Genomic DNA, 15,597 nt, shown 5'->3' with positions numbered 1-15,597 from the left:
GGACCTCGGGCATCGGCGCTTGCCATGCAGGCATGCGCACTTGCACGAACGGGGTATGGGAGGCATGCATGGGCCAGCAGACTCCCACTTCCGAGAACTGCAACGAAATCGACGATGACTGCGATGGCCAGATCGATGAGGGCCTATCCGGCGGTTTCTGCGACACAGGTTCGGAAGGCATCTGTGCATTTGGAAGCTATGTCTGTGCTGAAGGGTATTATTCGTGCTCGCCTCTCAATGAGCCATCCTCGGAAGTTCAGTGCAACGGCCAAGATGACGATTGTGATGGCGCTACTGACGAGTGTTTCGTAGCAGGAACACCGATAGCTATGGCTGATGGTACGCGACGCGCAATCGAGCAAATTCGTGTCGGCGATTGGGTACTTGCCTATGATATCGAAGCCGAAGTGGTCACTCCAGCGCCGGTCATTCGAACTTTCGTTCACGCGCAAAATACGGGTGACCGAGCGATCCTTCTTGTGAACGACACGCTTCGGGTCACTTCCAATCACCCATTTTACGTTAACGGCAACTGGGTGCCAGCAGGCGATCTAGGTGTTTCTGATGGGCTGTTGATGCTAGATGCGACTGTGAAAGACGGACTGCTGAAGGTGCAAGCTGGCGTGGTGAATTCGCTCTACAGCGAAGTCGTGAGAGAAGCCACGTTCAATCTGACGGTTGGCACTCACCACAACTACTTCGCTGGAGGTATTCTGGTCCATAACAAGGAGATGTGTCCTTAAAACGAGAACCCATCCACCAGCTCCAGTCCAAGCATCGCTCGCTCGCCACTTATCTCCCCGTCCGCTGCTCTCCCCGCCCCCGCACCAGCGTCGCTGCCACCCCCACCGACGCGATCGCCGCGCACACCATGAACGTGGTCTTGAAGGCGCCCTCGAACGTCGCCTCCAGGGGCGCCATCTGCGCGGCGCTCGCGCCCGCATCGCGCAGCTTCTCCAGCTCGTGACCCGCTGCTGCGCCGCCGAGGCTGGGGAAGACGGCCCCCGCCAGCGCGACGCTCAGGCTCTGGCCCACCACCCGGCCCGTCGCCAGCAGGCCCGAGGCCACGCCCTGCTTGTCCTTTGGCGCGGCGCCGAGCAGGGCGCTGTTGTTGGGGGGCTGGAAGAGAGCCTGGCCGGCGGCGGTGACCATCAGGGTGGCCACGACGAGGGGGACCGGCGTCTGCGCGTTCAGGTGGCCGGTGAGCACCAGGCCGAGGCACGCCGTGGACAGGCCAACGACGGTGAGCCAGCGGGAGCCGAAGCGGTCGGCGAGGGAGCCGCTCAGCGGGGCGACCAGGGCCAGGGTGATGGGGAGCGGGGTGATGAGCAGGCCCGAGGTCTGCACGGAGAAGCCGCGGAGCTGCTCCAGGTAGAAGGGCATGAGGATCTGGCCCGCGAACATGGCGAAGAAGCTGAGCACGAGGCTCAGGGCGGCCGAGGTGAAGACGCGGTTCTGGAAGAGGGAGAGGTCGATGAGGGGGGCAGGGTGGCGGCGTTCGTGCAGGACGAGGAGGACGAGGAGGAGCACCGCGCCGCCGATGAGGGAGAGGAGGAGAGGGGAGCGCCACCCGAGCTCCTGACCGAAGGTGAGGCCGCCGGTGAGGGCGGCGAGGCCGCCGCCGAGGAGGAGCGCGTCGGGGAGGTCGAAGCGGCTCCGGCCGCGGCGCATGCGCTCGGTGAGCACCAGGAGCGAGGCGACGATGCCGAGGATGCCGACCGGGAGGTTGACGTAGAAGATGTAGCGCCAGCTCAGGTGCGCGGTGATCAGGCCGCCGAGGGTGGGGCCGGCGCTGACGCCGAGGGCCACGAAGAGGGCGTTCAGGCCGAGGGCGCGGCCACGCTCCTGGGGCGGGAAGGCCTGGGTGAGCATGGCGGGGCTCACGGCCATGAGCATGGCGCCGCCGATGCCCTGCAGGGCGCGGAAGGCGACGAGCATGCCGAGGGAGGACGCCGCGCCGCAGAGGGCGGAGCTGACCGTGAAGATGGCGAGGCCGGCGATCCAGATGGGCTTGCGGCCGATCATGTCGGCGAGGCGGCCCGCGGTGAGCATCAGGGAGGCGAGGACGACGAGGTAGGCGATGACGATCCACGCGACGGCGCCGCTGAGGGGGACGTGGAAGTGGGCGGCGATGGCCGGGAGGCTGATGTTGACGATGGACGAGTCGAGCGTGGCCATGACCACGCCGATGGCCACGATCGCGAGGACCGCCCACTTGCCGGCGCGCTCGTCACCGCTGTGGGCCGGGCCACCGTGAGCCGCGTGGTTCAGGGGGTCGAGCCGATCAGCTTGCAGGAGGTGACGTGGCCGGCCATCCAGTCGTTGGTCTGATCGAGCCACGCACCCTCGGAGGACCAGCGCACGCTGGGGCGCTTGACGTTGCCCTCGACGTTGAGGGTGCACTTCACCGAGAAGCGGCCGAGGGGGAGGTTGCCGGCGAGGGCTGGATCGCTCCACACGCCAGCGGCGAGGAACTGGACGCCGTCGACGGTGGTGTAGGGCCGGAGCGTCGTCTTGTCGTCGTTGGGGTCGCCGTTCGGCCAGGGCTGTGCCGGCGCCTGGAAGCCGCAGTGCTTGCCGCTCACCTCCTGGGGGGACCAGCAGGCGAGATCGCGCCTGTCGCTCGCCACGAGGGTGATCTCCACGAGCGGCTTCGAGCCTGGCTTCCAGTTGACGGCGCCGCGGCCGCCGGTCTCCTGGCCGAAGACGGCGAAGGCTGCCGCCAGGCCGCCGACGATGAGCACGAAGAGGAGGAGGCTCTTGCCGAGGGCGCCGCCCTGGGCCGGCAGGGGCGGCGGAGGGACTGGCTTGGGACCAACGCGGCGGGTGGCCTTGGCGCGGGGGCGCCCTTCACGGGAAGCCGCGGTGGAGGCGGTCCCGGCCTGGGCCTTCGCCTTTCCGCCGGCCTCGCCCGCGTTCTCGTCCTCCGCGTCGTTGCGCGCCTCGTCGGCGTCGCTCTCCGCGTCGTTGCGCGCCTCGTCCTCCGCGTCGGACGCGTCGTCACGCGGATCCTCCGCGTCGTCGCGCGCCTTCGCGGAGCGCTTGCTCTCACCGTTGCCGTCGGGGCGCTTGCTGCGGCTGTCGCTCTTCGCCATTGCAGGGGCTTTATGCACCCGACGGCGGTCCAGACTCAAGCGCTCCGGTGTCCCCTTTGATCCCCGGCCCGCTTCTCGCGCCGGAGGGGGCCGCCCTGTACTAGCCTGCGCGCCATGGCACGACAGATGAGCATCCCGCGGACCCGCATCCTGGGCACCGGCCGTTACCTGCCCGAGGAGGTCGTGGGCAACGAGGTCCTGGCCCAGCGCCTCGACACCACCGACGTCTGGATCCAGGAGCACACGGGGATCGAGCGGCGGCACGTGGCCGCCAAGGGCCAGGTGACCAGCGACATGGCCGCGGCGGCGAGCAGGGCGGCGCTGGAGGCGGCGGGGCTCACGCCTGCGGATCTCGACATGATCATCGTCGCCACCACGAGCGGCGACTCGCCCATGCCCGCCACGGCGGTGAACGTCCAGCAGAAGATCGGCGCAGATCTGATCCCCTCCTTCGATCTCGCCGCGTCGTTCGCGGGGTTCCTCTACGCCCTGACGGTGGCGGATCAGTTCATCTCCGCAGGCACCTACGGCACCATCCTGGTGGTCGGGGCCGACATGATGACGCGGCTCGTGAACCCCGACGACCGGGCCACGGCGCCCCTCTTCGGGGACGGCGCGGGGGCGGTGGTGCTCGGGCCTGCGCAGAGCGATGGGCGGGGCATCCTCTCGGCGCGTATCCACGCCGACGGCGCGCTCGGGGACCTGCTCAAGGTCCCGGCCGGGGGCTCCGCGGAGCCGCTCAGCGCGGAGGCGCTCGCCGCGAACCGCCACCGCCTGCAGATGAAGGGGCGCGAGCTGTTCCAGGTGAGCGTCAAGCACCTCACCTCGTACTCCATGCAGGCGCTCAAGGCGGCGGGGCTGACCAGCGCGGAGCTCGACTGGGTGATCCCGCACCAGGCCAACCGGAACATCGTGAACCTGATCTCGCAGCGCCTCGGCTACCCGCGGCACAAGTTCGTCGAGGATCTCGCGGAGACGGGGAACACCGGCGCGGCGTCGATCCCCATCGCCCTCGATGGCGCCGTGCGCGACGGGCGCGTGCAGCGGGGCCAGACGGTGCTCATGTGCGCCCTCGGCGCAGGGGTCACCTGGGGAGCGGCGATGGTGCGGATGTGAACCGGCGCGCTGCCGCGGGGGGCGGTGGCCAGCGGAGGTGAGCGCGCACTGCCGCGGGAGGCGGCGGCCTGCACGGAGGAGGGATCACTCCTGGTCGGAGAGAGGCGCAGGGGCGGTGGCCACCTTCGAGGAGAGGTGATCGAGGCGGATGCGGACGTCGAGGTTCGGCACCGTCGCGCGCCACACGTGCGCCTCTCCGGCGGCGCTGCTCAGCGAGATCTGGGCGCGGGCGCCGGTCCGGTCTCCGGTGTCGTCGTACACCACCAGGTAAGCCTTGCCGCTGGCGCCGGACTCTTCGCGCACGCCGCTCCGGTTCATGGAGATGCCGTTCAGCTCATCGGTGGAGCGGTACACGGAGACCCCGCCGCACTGCACGCCGAGCGTGTCCACCGAGTGCTCCGTCTCGCCGTGGTTGCGGACCAGCGTGGCCTCGACCGCACAGGCGGCGCCCGGGCGCACCCCGAGCCCGCTCTGGCTCACCAGGGCTCCCTTCCAGGTGGCGGTGATGCGCTCCGGGGCAGGGGCGGGGGTCGTGCCGTGAGGAACCACGCCCGTCGAGGGCTGCTGGTGCGTGGGCTGCTCGTGGTACGTCGGCGGTGGGGCGGTGTGGACCACCGGGGGTGGGGGAGGGGAGGCGCGGCGGGCCACGAAGATCATCGAGGACGCGGCGCCGACCAGGACCAGGCCCACCACGGCGGCGGCGATGGCAGGCCCGCTCGAGCGAGGCGGGGGCCGGGCGGTGGACGCCATCTGCCCCTTCAGGTCGTGCAGGGCGCGCTGCGCGGTGGCGAGGTCGCGTTCGAGCTGTTCGAGGCGCTCCCAGGGGGTCGACTGCTGGGTCTGACGCAGCGTCTCCTGGGTCTGTGCAAGCTCGCTGCGGACGTGGCCGAGCTCTTGCTCGAGCCCCTCCGCACGCGCGCGCAAGGCCTCGCGTTCCTCCCGATAGCCGCTCATGCGCACCTCTTCCACGCCCCAGGATAGCAGGGATGCTGCAGCACTCAGAGCAGGGGAAACCCTTACTTCCTGGAGCTCCGACGGGCGCGCAGGTAGACCTCGGACCCGGGACCGAGCTCTGGCGCAGGGGACGAGGGGACCCTCCCGGCACCGGATCCCTGAGGCGTACACGCGCATCCGGCGATAGCATCGGGCTTGACCCTAACGCCCCATTCCGAGGAGAGGACCATGCAGTTCACCGCCGACTACCCCCGGGATGTCACGGTCCACGCGCTGTTCGAGAGGCAGGCTGCGCAGACGCCGGACGCCATCGCCGCGGTGCTCGGAGACCAGGCGATCTCGTACGGGGAACTCGACCGCCGCGCCGAGCGGCTCGCGCGCAGCCTCTGGCGGCTCGGCGTGGGCCCAGGCACGCCCGTCGCCCTCCTCGTGGAGCGCTCGCTGGCCGCGCTGGTGGGGTTCCTCGGCATCCTGAAGGCGGGCGGCGCTTACGTGCCCCTCGATCCCAGCTACCCGGAGGAGCGGATCACCCTGATGCTGTGCGAGATCGTCGCGCCGGTCCTCCTCTTGCCGCGGGGGATCCCGTGCCCGGAGATGTTCCCGGGACAGGTCGTGGTCCTCGACGAGATCGTCGATCTCGACGAGGCGCCGCGGACCGAGCGTGTCGGCCGCGAGGCGCCCGTCGTGGTGCGCCCCCGCGCGGCGGTCGCCGACGACATCGCCTACGTCATGTTCACCTCGGGCTCGACCGGGCAACCCAAGGCGGTCGCCATCCCGCACCGCGCCATCGTCAGGCTCGTCATCGGCACGAACTACATCACCCTCGGGCCGACCGACCGGGTGATGCACGCCTCGAACCTCTCCTTCGACGCCTCCACCTTCGAGATCTGGGGCGCGCTCCTGAACGGCGCCCGCGTCGTGGTGTTCCCGAAGCAAGCGCTGCTCTCGGCGAGCACCTTCCAGGCAGCGGTGCAGGACGCGCGCATCACCGCGATGTTCGTGACCACGGCGCTCTTCCACCACCTCGCCGACGCGGCGCCGGATGCGTTCAGGGGGGTGACGACGCTCCTCGTGGGCGGGGAGGTGCTTGATCCGAAGTGGGCGCGCGCGCTGTTCGCCGCGGGCAGCGCGGGCGGCGCGGGCGGCGCGGGCGGCGGGGGCGGCGGGGGCGGTCCGGGGCGGCTGCTCAACGTGTACGGACCCACCGAGGGCACCACGTTCTCCACGGCGCACCTCCTCCGGGAGCCCCCTCCCGACGGCGTGCGCATCCCCATCGGCGTCGCCATCTCCGGGACCACCACGCACGTGCTCGACGCGAGCCTCGTGGAGGCGCCCGTGGGCGAGCCGGGAGAGCTGTACGTGGGGGGAGACGGCCTCGCCCTGGGCTACCTGAACCAGCCAGGGTTCACGGCCGAGCGCTTCATCCCCGACCCCTTTCGCGCCGAGCCCGGAACCCGCCTCTACCGGACTGGCGACCGCGCGTGCCTCCTGCCGGACGGCTCCATCGACTTCCTGGGGAGGCACGACCGGCAGGTGAAGATCCGCGGCTTCCGCATCGAGCCGGGCGAGGTCGAGGCCGCGCTGCTCACCTTCCCCACCGTGCGGGAGGCGGTGGTGCTGGTGCGGGAAGACGCGCCCGGGGACCGGCGCCTCGTGGCCTACGTCGTCACCGACACCGACGTCACCGGCCTGCGCGCCCACCTCGACGCGCAGCTCCCGGGGCACATGGTCCCCTCCCACCTGATGGTGCTGCGCGCCCTCCCGCTCACCCCGAACGGCAAGGTCGATCACGCCGCCTTGCCGCCTCCAGGCCTCGCGGGCGAGCGCCCCTCCTCGCCGAACAGCATCGGGTTCGCGACCCGCACCGAGGCGCAGCTCGCGGCGCTCTGGACCGAGCTGCTCCGCGTGGAGGTCACCCGGCGCGACGACTCGTTCCGCGATCTCGGCGGGGACTCGCTCCTCGCGGCGCGGCTCATCCTCCGCATCCACAAGGACTTCGCCGTCGACCTGCCGGTGCAGCACCTCTTCGCGGCCTCCCCCACGCTCGCGCGCATCGCCCGGCTCGTGGACGCCCTCCGCTCCGGCTACCACAACCCCACGGAGCCCCCCCAGTCCCACGCCCTCGGCGCCGACGCCGCGCTCGCGCCCGACATCCGCCCGGTCGCTCCGCCGTCGTCGCGCGGGCGCGCCCCGGAGCACCTCCTCCTGACCGGCGCCACCGGCTTCCTCGGGGCCTTCTTGCTCCGCGACCTGCTTCTCCGCACCGAGGCCAAGGTGCACTGCCTGGTGCGCGCCCTGAGCGTCTCCGACGCCGCGCGCAGGATCCAGGCCACGCTCTCCAAGTACGAGCTGTGGAGCCCGCGCTTCCGGGAGCGGATCGTCGCCGTGCCGGGAGATCTGGAGCGCCCGCGCCTCGGCCTCTCCGAGGACGCCTACGACGCCCTCGCGGCGCAGATCGAGGCCATCTACCACAGCGCCGCCGCGGTGAGCTACGTGAAGCCCTACCTGGAGCACCGCGACGCCAACGTCGTCGGCCTGCAGGAGATGCTCCGGCTGGCGTGCGCCACGCGGACCAAGCCCTTCCACCACGTCTCGTCGATCTCGGTGTTCGGCCACATGGGCTACAGCGCGGGCTCCGCGATCGTGGGCGAGGACGACGCGCCCGACCCGCGCGCGGACCAGGTCGGCACGGACATGGGCTACGCGCAGAGCAAGTGGGTCTCCGAGAAGCTCGTCTCCGCGGCCGCCGAGCGGGGCCTCCCGACCACCATCTTCAGGCCAGGCTTCATCCTCGGAGACAGCGCGACGGGCGCCGGCAACCAGGACGATTTCATGGCCCGCCTGCTCAAGGGGTGCCTCCAGATCGGCTGCTTCCCCGATCTGCCGCACCACCACATGAGCTTCGTCCCCGTTGACTACGTGAGCGCCGCCATCACCCGCATCTCGCTCGACCCCGACGCGTGGGGCAAGGCCTACCACCTGGTGCCGCCCGCGTCGCAGAGCAGCGATCTGCGCAGCTTCTTCGACGTCCTCGGCAGCGCCGGCCACCCGCTCCGGAGGCTCTCCTACACGGAGTGGCTCGTCCAGCTCCTCACGGCCCTCGAACACTCGCCCGACAACCCGCTGCTCCCGCTGGTGCCCATGCTGACCGAGCAGATCCACGAGGGGTTCACCCGCCTGGAGCTGGGCGGGAGGACGGCGCACTACGGCGACGCGAACACGCGCCGGATGCTCACGGGTACGGGCATCGCGTGCCCGCCACTCGACGTGGCATTGCTGCGGACCTACCTCGACTACCACCGGCGGATGGGCTTCCTGCCCTCCGATCGCCCCTCCGAGCGGCGCTCCACCCCGGGCAGCGAGCGAACGCCAGCCCTCCTCAGCTCCTCACCCCGGTGACACCTGCCGCGCGCCTCGCTCGGGTCAGACCCCCGCGAAGCAGGCCGCCACGTCCTCGTCGGTGATCTCGGCCAGGGTCGCCGGGTTCCAGCGCGGCGCCTGGTCCTTGTCGACGAGCACCGCGCGGATGCCTTCGCGGAAGTCGTGGCGCGCGACCACCGCGTCGCTGAGCCGCGTCTCGACGGCGCGCACCTCATCGTAGGAGAGGCCGCGGCAGGTGCGGAGCTGGCGCAGCGTGACCTTCAAGCTCGAAGGTGACATGCGCAGCAGGGTCGCCCGGGTGGCCTCGGCCCACGGCGTGTCTTCAGCGGCGAGCGCGGCGAGGATGTCCTCCACCCGCTCTCCGGCGAAGCAGCGGTCGATCTCCCCGGCGAGCGCCTGGAGCGGCGCAGGGCCGGCGTCCGTGGCGAAGGAGGCGCAGACGCGGGTCACCAGCGCGCTTGCCGCGCCGGTGTCCCCGCTGCCGCCGCTGCCGCCGCTGCCCTCCTCGACCGCGTCATGCGTCTTCTGCAGCGCCTCCCGCAGCGCGTCGAGCAGCGCATCGAGCCGGTCATGGGGCACGTGGTGCGTCCCGTAGCCGACCCACATCGCATCGGCCGCAGTGGCGCGGGCGCCCGTGAGGCCCAGGTAGGTCCCCGTTTCGCCGGGGAAGCGCGGGAGGAACCACCCCCCGCCCACATCCGGGAAGAGGCCGATGCCCGTCTCCGGCATGGCGAACAGCAGCCGCTCCGTGACCACGCGGTGCGAGCCATGGATCGAGAGGCCGAGGCCACCGCCCATGCTGATGCCGTCCACGAAGGCGATGAAGGGCTTGGCGTAGTGGTGGATGCGGTGGTTGAGGGCGTACTCCGCGCGGAAATAGGCGGCGTAAAGAGGCATCTCCCCCGCAGCCGTCGGCTGATCCACCGAGGCGGCGACGGCGCGCACGTCACCCCCGGCGCAGAACGCCTTGCTGGAGCTGCTGCGGATCACCACCGCCTTCACCTCGGGCGCACGCTCCCAGGCATCGAGCTGCGGCTGAACGATCCGGATCATCCCCAGATCGAGCGCATTGAGCGCGCGCGGGCGGTCGAGGGTGATCAGGCCGAGAGGGCCGCGGGTCTCCAGCAGCACAGGGTCGCTCATGGAGCGCGTGTGTAATCGATCCGGCGCGCCTGGAGAACGTGGCGCGACCGCGCGGCGCTCATCCAGGGCTCGACCTCGCCCGATCCACCTTCAGCGTGCCTTCGTCCGCCGCTGGGTTCGAGGCATCTTCCCCGGGATCTGCGGCAGATGCCTTGGGCTTAACGCCATCGCCCCTGGGCTTCAAGCCGTCGCCCTTGCGCCTCACGCTGTCACCCTTGGGCCTCATGCTGTCACCGTTTGCCTTCACGCCGTCCCCCTTGGACTTCTCGCCGCCCTTGGACGTCACGCCATTCCCCTTGGGCTTCACGCCGCCGCCCTTGGGCTTCACGCCGTCCCCCTTGGGCTTCACGCCATCCCCGCTGGCCTTCGCGCCGTCCTCGGCAGGTTTCACGCCGTAGCGCGGGAGCCCGGTGCGCCTCGCGAAGTCGACAAAACCCGTCACCGCTGGCGCTACATCGTTGCTGCGCCACACCATGAGCAAGCTCGTCCGAGGGCCCCCCACGAGCGGCCTGAGGACGATGCCGCGACGACCCATCTCCCGGATCGACTCGGGCAGGATGGAGATCCCGAACCCCGCCGCCACGAGGCTCGGGATGTCGATCTGGGGCGCCTCCTGCACGATGCGCGGGGAGAAGCCGGCGGCGTGGCAGAGCGCGATGATCTGGTCGAAGAAGCCGGGGCCACGGTGGCGGGGGAAGGTGACGAACGGCTCCCGGGAGAGCATCGCCACGGGGATGCGCTTCCACGCGGCGAGCGGGTGATCGATGGGCAGGGCGACCACCAGCTCCTCGCTGCGCATGCAGGCGTGGGTGATCGCCGCCTCGTCGAGCGGTGCCCGCACGAAGCCCACGTCGATGCGCCCCTCCTTGAGGGCGTCGATCTGCTCCTGCGGGGACATCTCGCGCAGGGCGATGTCCACGGTGGGGAACCGGTCGCGGTAGGCACGGACCAGGTCGACGATGCCGGTGTAGGTGAGCGAGGAGAGGTAGCCGACGACCACCCGGCCGGTCTCGCCCGCGCTGGCGCGCCGGGCGTCGTGCACCGCGAGATCGAGCGCGCCAAACACCCGCCGGACATGGCCGAGGAACACCGTGCCCGCGTGGGTCAGCTCCACGCCCCGAGGGGAGCGGTCGAAGAGGGTGATACCGAGCTCAGCCTCAAGATCCTGGATCTGTCGGCTCAGCGGTGGCTGCGCGATGTGCAGGCGCTGGGCTGCGCGACCGAAGTGCAGCTCCTCGGCGACGGCCATGAAATACCGCAGGTGACGCAGCTCCATACCCAGGAGGTATAGCGCAATGCCCGACAATATATTGGACGACTGGCCGTTCCGGGAGAATTGTCCAGCGCACCCCCCGACCGCGACCGTCCTGATCCGCGGGGCTCGTGGGAGCCAGGAAGTGGCCGATGTGGCTCGTCATTACCGCGCTGAAGCGCCCCTACACCTTCATCGTGATGTCGATGCTCATCGTCATCATGGGGGTGTTCACCATCTTCCGGATGCCGACGGACATCTTTCCGAACATCGACATCCCGGTCATCTCCGTCATCTTCAACTACGGCGGCCTTCCCCCTGAGGAGATGGAGAAGCGCGTCGTCAACAACTACGAGCGCTTCCTCACCACGGTCGTCAACGACATCGAGCACGTCGAGAGCCAGTCGCTGACGGGCATCTCCATCGTCAAGGTCTTCCTCCAGCCGGGCGCCAGCGTCGACGCCGCCATCGCGCAGATCACCGCCGCCTCGCAGAGCTCGATCCGCCAGATGCCGACCGGCATGACCCCGCCGCTCGTCATCCGCTACAGCGCCTCGAACGTGCCCATCATGCAGGCCGCGCTGGAGAGCGAGTCGATGAGCGAGCAGCAGCTCTTCGACTACGGCGTCAACTTCATCCGCGCCGACATCGCCACCATCAAGGGCACCCAGATCCCCTGGCCCTACGGCGGCAAGCAGCGCCAGATCATGGTCGACATCGACCCCCAGCGCCTCTACGCCTGGGGCCTCTCGGCGCGGGACGTGAACACCGCCCTCGGCCTGCAGAACGTCATCCTGCCCGCGGGCTCCGCGAAGATGGGGACCAACGAGTACCCCGTGATCATGAACAGCAGCCCCGCCGCCCTCGAGGAGCTCGGCTCGCTGCCCATCAAGAGCGTCGACGGCAAGACCGTCTACGTGCGCGACGTGGCCAACATCCGCGACGGCAACTCGCCGCAGCAGAGCATGGTGCACGTCAACGGCAAGCGCAGCGTGCTGATGACCATCCTCAAGGCGGGCAGCGCCAGCACCCTGGAGGTCGCCGCCCGCATCCGGGAGATGCTCCCCGGCACCATGGCCAAGCTCCCCAAGGAGCTCAAGGCCACGCTCCTCTTCGACCAGTCGCTCTTCGTCCGCGCCTCGGTCAACGGCGTCGTCCACGAGGCCCTCATCGCCGCCGGCCTCACCGCGCTGATGATCCTGCTCTTCCTCGGGAGCTGGCGCAGCACCCTCATCGTCGTCATCAGCATCCCCCTGTCGATCCTGGTCTCGATCATCGTCCTCGACGCCATGGGCCACACCCTGAACACCATGACCCTCGGCGGCATGTCGCTCGCCGTGGGCATCCTGGTCGACGACGCCACGGTGGCCATCGAGAACATCCACCGGAACCTCGGCCAGCGGAAGCCCTTCATCCGCGCCATCGTCGACGGGGCCCAGGAGATCGCCGTCCCGGCGCTCGTCGCCACCCTCTGCATCTGCATCGTCTTCGTGCCGGTCGCCTTCATCACCGGCGCGGCGAGGTCGCTCTTCATCCCCCTCGCCCTCGCGGTCGTCTTCGCGATGCTGATGTCCTACGTCCTGTCGCGGACCCTGGTCCCGACCATGGTGCGGCTGCTCCTCGAGCGCGAGGCCGAGGAGCACGCCCACGGTGATCACGGCAAGCCCGCTGGCTTCTTCGGCCGCATCCACGCCGCCTTCAACCGCGGCTTCGACCGCCTGCGCACCTCCTACGGCCGGATCCTCGCCTGGGCGCTCGCCCACCGCGTGGGCTTCGTCATCGGCTTCGGCATCTTCGTCGCCGCCTCCGTGTCGCTGCTCCCCCTGCTCGGCCAGGACTTCTTCCCGAGCGTCGACGCGGGCCTCATCAAGCTCCACGTCCGCGGCACGCCGGGCACCCGCCTGGAAGAGACCGAGCGGAACATCGCGCACATCGAGGAGACCATCCGCGAGGTGATCCCCCCGGCCGAGATCGACACCTTGATCGACAACCTCGGCATCCCGGCCAGCGGCATCAACCTCTCGCTCAGCGAGGGGGCGCTCATCTCCTCGGCCGACGGCCAGATCTCCATCTCCCTCAAGCACGGCCACGCCCCCACGGCTGGCTACGTGAAGCAGCTCCGGGACAAGCTCAACGCCACCTACCCCGAGACCACCTTCTTCTTCCTGCCGCCGGACATCACCACCCAGGTCCTCAACTTCGGCCTCCCGGCCCCCATCAACGTCCAGGTGGTGGGGCCCATCGGCAAGGAGGCGGAGACCTACGGCGTGGCCGTGCAGATCGCCGAGCGCATGAAGAACATCCCCGGCGCCGTCGACGTCCACCTCGCCCAGGTGAACGAGCGCCCCCAGCTCCGCATCGACGTCGACCGGACCATGGCCGATCAGCTCGGCCTGAGCCAGCGCGACGTCGCGAGCGACATCCTCGTCTCGCTCTCGTCGAGCGGCCAGGTCTCCCCGAGCTACTGGCTCGACAAGCGCGGCGTGCAGTACCTCGTCGCCGTGCAGACCCCCCAGTACGCCGTGGGCTCCTTCGACGAGGTGAACGTCACGCCCCTCTCCACGGGCAACGGCCAGCCCCAGTTCCTCTCCAACGTGGCCCAGGTCTCGCGCGGCACCGGGCCCGTCAACGTCACCCACTACAACGTCGCCCGCACCTTCGACGTCCAGGCGAACGTGGAGGGCACCGACCTCGGCTCCGTCGCCAGCGCCGTCAACAGCCTCATCGACGGGATGAAGGACCAGATGCCCCGCGGCACCAAGGCCACGCTCAAGGGCCAGGTGGAGAGCATGACCTCCTCCTTCCGGGGCCTCGGCTACGGCCTCATCTTCGCCGTCGTCCTCGTCTACCTCCTGATGGTCGTGAACTTCCAGTCGTGGATGGACCCACTGATCATCCTGATGGCGCTCCCCGGCGCCCTCTCCGGCATCGCCTGGATGCTCTTCCTCTCGGGCACCACCCTGAGCGTCCCCGCCCTGATGGGCTCCATCATGTGCGTCGGCGTCGCCACGGCGAACAGCATCCTCGTGGTCACCTTCGCCAACGACCAGCGCCAGCTCGGCCGCGACGCCACCACCGCCGCGCTCGCGTCCGGCATGACCCGTCTCCGCCCGGTCATCATGACCGCCTTCGCCATGATCATCGGCATGTTGCCGATGTCCACCGGCCTCGGCGAGGGCGGTGAGCAGAACGCTCCTCTCGGCCGCGCCGTCATCGGCGGCCTCCTCGTCGCCACCGTGACCACCCTGTTCTTCGTGCCGGTGATGTACAGCATCCTCCGCAAGAAGGCGCCCGCCACCGACCCCCTGGCAGAGAACCTATGAGCCCCAGACCCGACCAGACCGAAGCCCAGACGCACCCCCCCGCGACGCCCGCCGACGATCTCGGCTTCGACCTGCCTCCGCCTGCGAAGTTCAGCAAGACCCGCATCGTCGCCACGGTCCTCGTCGCCGCCGGCGTGCTCGGCGCCGCCTTCGTCGCGGCCTACCTCCCTCGCCGCAGCGCGCGCACCGACCTCGAAGAGGAGGTGAAGACGACCCAGGGAAGCGCCCTGCGGGTCGACGTCATCGCGCCCAAGATCCTGTCGAGCGACCGCGCCCTCCTCCTCCCGGGCAGCATCCGGCCCCTGCAGGAGACGGTCATGTACCCCCGCGTCAGCGGCTACGCCCGCAAGTGGCTCGTCGACATCGGCGACAAGGTGAAGCAGGATCAGGTCCTCGCCGAGATCGAGACCCCCGAACTCGACATGGAGCTCGCCCAGGCCCAGGCCCAGCTCGCCCAGGCCCAGGCCGGCCTCCAGCAGGCCCAGGCCACCCGCGACCTCTCGAAGTCGCTCCTCGATCGCTCGAAGCAGCTCGTCCCCGAGGGCGTCGCCACGCAGCAGGAACTCGACCAGCGCCAGGGCCAGGCCAACATCGACGCCGCGAGCGTCACCGTCGCCCAGGCCACCATCCGCGCCCAGCAGGCCAACATCCAGCGCTTGCGCAACCTCAAGGCCTTCGCCAAGCTCACCGCCCCGTTCGCCGGCACCATCACCTCCCGCACCATCGAGATCGGCGCGCTCGTCAGCGCGGGCAACGGGACCCCGCTCTTCAGCATCGCCGCCACCGACCCGGTGCGCGTCTTCGTCGCCGTCCCCCAGGACGTCGCCCCCAGCGTGAAGCTCAACGCCCCCGCCAGGGTCACCCTGCGCGAGTTCGCCGGCCAGCCCTTCGAGGGCACCATCGTCCGCACCTCCGGCGCCCTCGACCCTGTGACCCGGACCATGAACACCCAGGTCAACGTCCCCAACCCCGACGGCAAGCTCCTCATCGGCATGTACGCCGAGGTCTCGCTGACCCTGCCCACCCCGCACAAGATCTTCGAGGTCCCCGCCACGGCCCTCTACAGCGACTCCCAGGGCCTCCGCATCGCCGTCGTCACCCCCGAGAACAAGATCCACTTCGTGCCCATCACCATCGAGCGCGACACAGGCGCGACGCTGCACATCTCTACGGGGATCGACGAGAACGTCCGCGTGGTGAAGCTCGCCAGCGCCGAGCTCACCGAGGGCACCGCCGTCGAGGTGCTCGTGCCTCCTCCTCCTCCCTCCTGAGTCTCCACGAGGGGACGCGGGTCCCCTCTGACGCCCGCGCCACGCGTCACGCGCGCCACGCG

General features: G+C 70.0%; 10 protein-coding genes. 5 read left to right on the top strand and 5 right to left on the bottom strand.

All coding sequences use genetic code 11. The features are described 5' to 3' along the window. Positions 1–68 precede the first annotated feature (68 nt). Entirely contained in the window at positions 69–743 is a 675-nt protein-coding gene (locus tag CAP_RS48225; RefSeq protein ID WP_231511555.1) for a Hint domain-containing protein, read from the top strand. Between the two features lie 49 nt (positions 744–792). Here CAP_RS48225 and CAP_RS18395 read toward each other — a convergent pair whose 3' ends face one another. Both CAP_RS18395 and CAP_RS18390 read right to left on the bottom strand, forming a co-directional pair. Next, complete coding sequence (locus CAP_RS18395) at positions 793–2,340, bottom strand: MFS transporter (RefSeq protein WP_197041238.1); 1,548 nt, start codon at positions 2,338–2,340, stop codon at positions 793–795. After that, entirely contained in the window at positions 2,268–3,095 is an 828-nt protein-coding gene (locus CAP_RS18390; RefSeq protein ID WP_156040918.1) for a hypothetical protein, read from the bottom strand. The genes CAP_RS18395 and CAP_RS18390 overlap by 73 nt, the downstream gene beginning before the upstream one ends. A gap of 114 nt (positions 3,096–3,209) precedes the next feature. On the opposite strand from CAP_RS18390, the gene CAP_RS18385 reads away from it, so the two are divergent. Next, complete coding sequence (locus tag CAP_RS18385; RefSeq protein ID WP_231511554.1) at positions 3,210–4,211, top strand: beta-ketoacyl-ACP synthase III; 1,002 nt, start codon at positions 3,210–3,212, stop codon at positions 4,209–4,211. An 84-nt stretch (positions 4,212–4,295) separates the two neighbouring features. Here the strand turns inward: CAP_RS18385 and CAP_RS18380 are convergent, their stop codons facing one another. After that, positions 4,296–5,165 carry a hypothetical protein gene (locus tag CAP_RS18380; RefSeq protein ID WP_156040917.1) on the bottom strand — a complete coding sequence of 290 codons (870 nt, stop codon included), beginning with the start codon at positions 5,163–5,165 and terminating at the stop codon, positions 4,296–4,298. 228 nt (positions 5,166–5,393) lie between these two features. On the opposite strand from CAP_RS18380, the gene CAP_RS18375 reads away from it, so the two are divergent. After that, the gene (locus CAP_RS18375) at positions 5,394–8,564 is read left to right on the top strand and encodes an amino acid adenylation domain-containing protein (RefSeq protein WP_044242767.1); all 3,171 of its coding nucleotides are present in this window, start codon (positions 5,394–5,396) and stop codon (positions 8,562–8,564) included. 24 nt (positions 8,565–8,588) lie between these two features. Here the strand turns inward: CAP_RS18375 and CAP_RS18370 are convergent, their stop codons facing one another. Both CAP_RS18370 and CAP_RS18365 read right to left on the bottom strand, forming a co-directional pair. Then, positions 8,589–9,689 (bottom strand): enoyl-CoA hydratase/isomerase family protein, encoded by a 1,101-nt coding sequence (locus tag CAP_RS18370; RefSeq protein ID WP_044242766.1) that lies wholly within the window; start codon positions 9,687–9,689, stop codon positions 8,589–8,591. Between the two features lie 58 nt (positions 9,690–9,747). Continuing rightward, positions 9,748–10,965, bottom strand: coding sequence for a LysR substrate-binding domain-containing protein (locus CAP_RS18365; RefSeq protein ID WP_081865009.1), 1,218 nt, complete (start codon positions 10,963–10,965; stop codon positions 9,748–9,750). A gap of 128 nt (positions 10,966–11,093) precedes the next feature. Here CAP_RS18365 and CAP_RS18360 point away from each other — a divergent pair, with 128 nt between their 5' ends. Next, positions 11,094–14,264 carry an efflux RND transporter permease subunit gene (locus tag CAP_RS18360; protein ID WP_044242763.1) on the top strand — a complete coding sequence of 1,057 codons (3,171 nt, stop codon included), beginning with the start codon at positions 11,094–11,096 and terminating at the stop codon, positions 14,262–14,264. Then, positions 14,261–15,535 carry an efflux RND transporter periplasmic adaptor subunit gene (locus CAP_RS18355; RefSeq protein WP_044242762.1) on the top strand — a complete coding sequence of 425 codons (1,275 nt, stop codon included), beginning with the start codon at positions 14,261–14,263 and terminating at the stop codon, positions 15,533–15,535. The genes CAP_RS18360 and CAP_RS18355 overlap by 4 nt, the downstream gene beginning before the upstream one ends. The last annotated feature ends 62 nt before the right edge of the window (positions 15,536–15,597 follow it).

Source organism: Chondromyces apiculatus DSM 436 (assembly GCF_000601485.1).
In the GTDB taxonomy this organism is placed as follows: Bacteria; Myxococcota_A; Polyangia; order Polyangiales; family Polyangiaceae; genus Chondromyces; species Chondromyces apiculatus.
This window is presented reverse-complemented; position numbering and strand designations above follow the sequence as displayed.

Bases quoted from the DNA above. Each gene is read 5' to 3' on its own strand.
- CAP_RS48225 (WP_231511555.1), top strand. From the start codon at position 69: ATGGGCCAGCAGACTCCCACTTCCGAGAACTGCAACGAAATCGACGAT.
- CAP_RS18390 (WP_156040918.1), bottom strand. From the start codon at position 3,095: ATGGCGAAGAGCGACAGCCGCAGCAAGCGCCCCGACGGCAACGGTGAG.
- CAP_RS18385 (WP_231511554.1), top strand. From the start codon at position 3,210: ATGGCACGACAGATGAGCATCCCGCGGACCCGCATCCTGGGCACCGGC.
- CAP_RS18380 (WP_156040917.1), bottom strand. From the start codon at position 5,165: ATGAGCGGCTATCGGGAGGAACGCGAGGCCTTGCGCGCGCGTGCGGAG.
- CAP_RS18375 (WP_044242767.1), top strand. From the start codon at position 5,394: ATGCAGTTCACCGCCGACTACCCCCGGGATGTCACGGTCCACGCGCTG.
- CAP_RS18370 (WP_044242766.1), bottom strand. From the start codon at position 9,689: ATGAGCGACCCTGTGCTGCTGGAGACCCGCGGCCCTCTCGGCCTGATC.
- CAP_RS18365 (WP_081865009.1), bottom strand. From the start codon at position 10,965: ATGGAGCTGCGTCACCTGCGGTATTTCATGGCCGTCGCCGAGGAGCTG.
- CAP_RS18360 (WP_044242763.1), top strand. From the start codon at position 11,094: ATGTGGCTCGTCATTACCGCGCTGAAGCGCCCCTACACCTTCATCGTG.
- CAP_RS18355 (WP_044242762.1), top strand. From the start codon at position 14,261: ATGAGCCCCAGACCCGACCAGACCGAAGCCCAGACGCACCCCCCCGCG.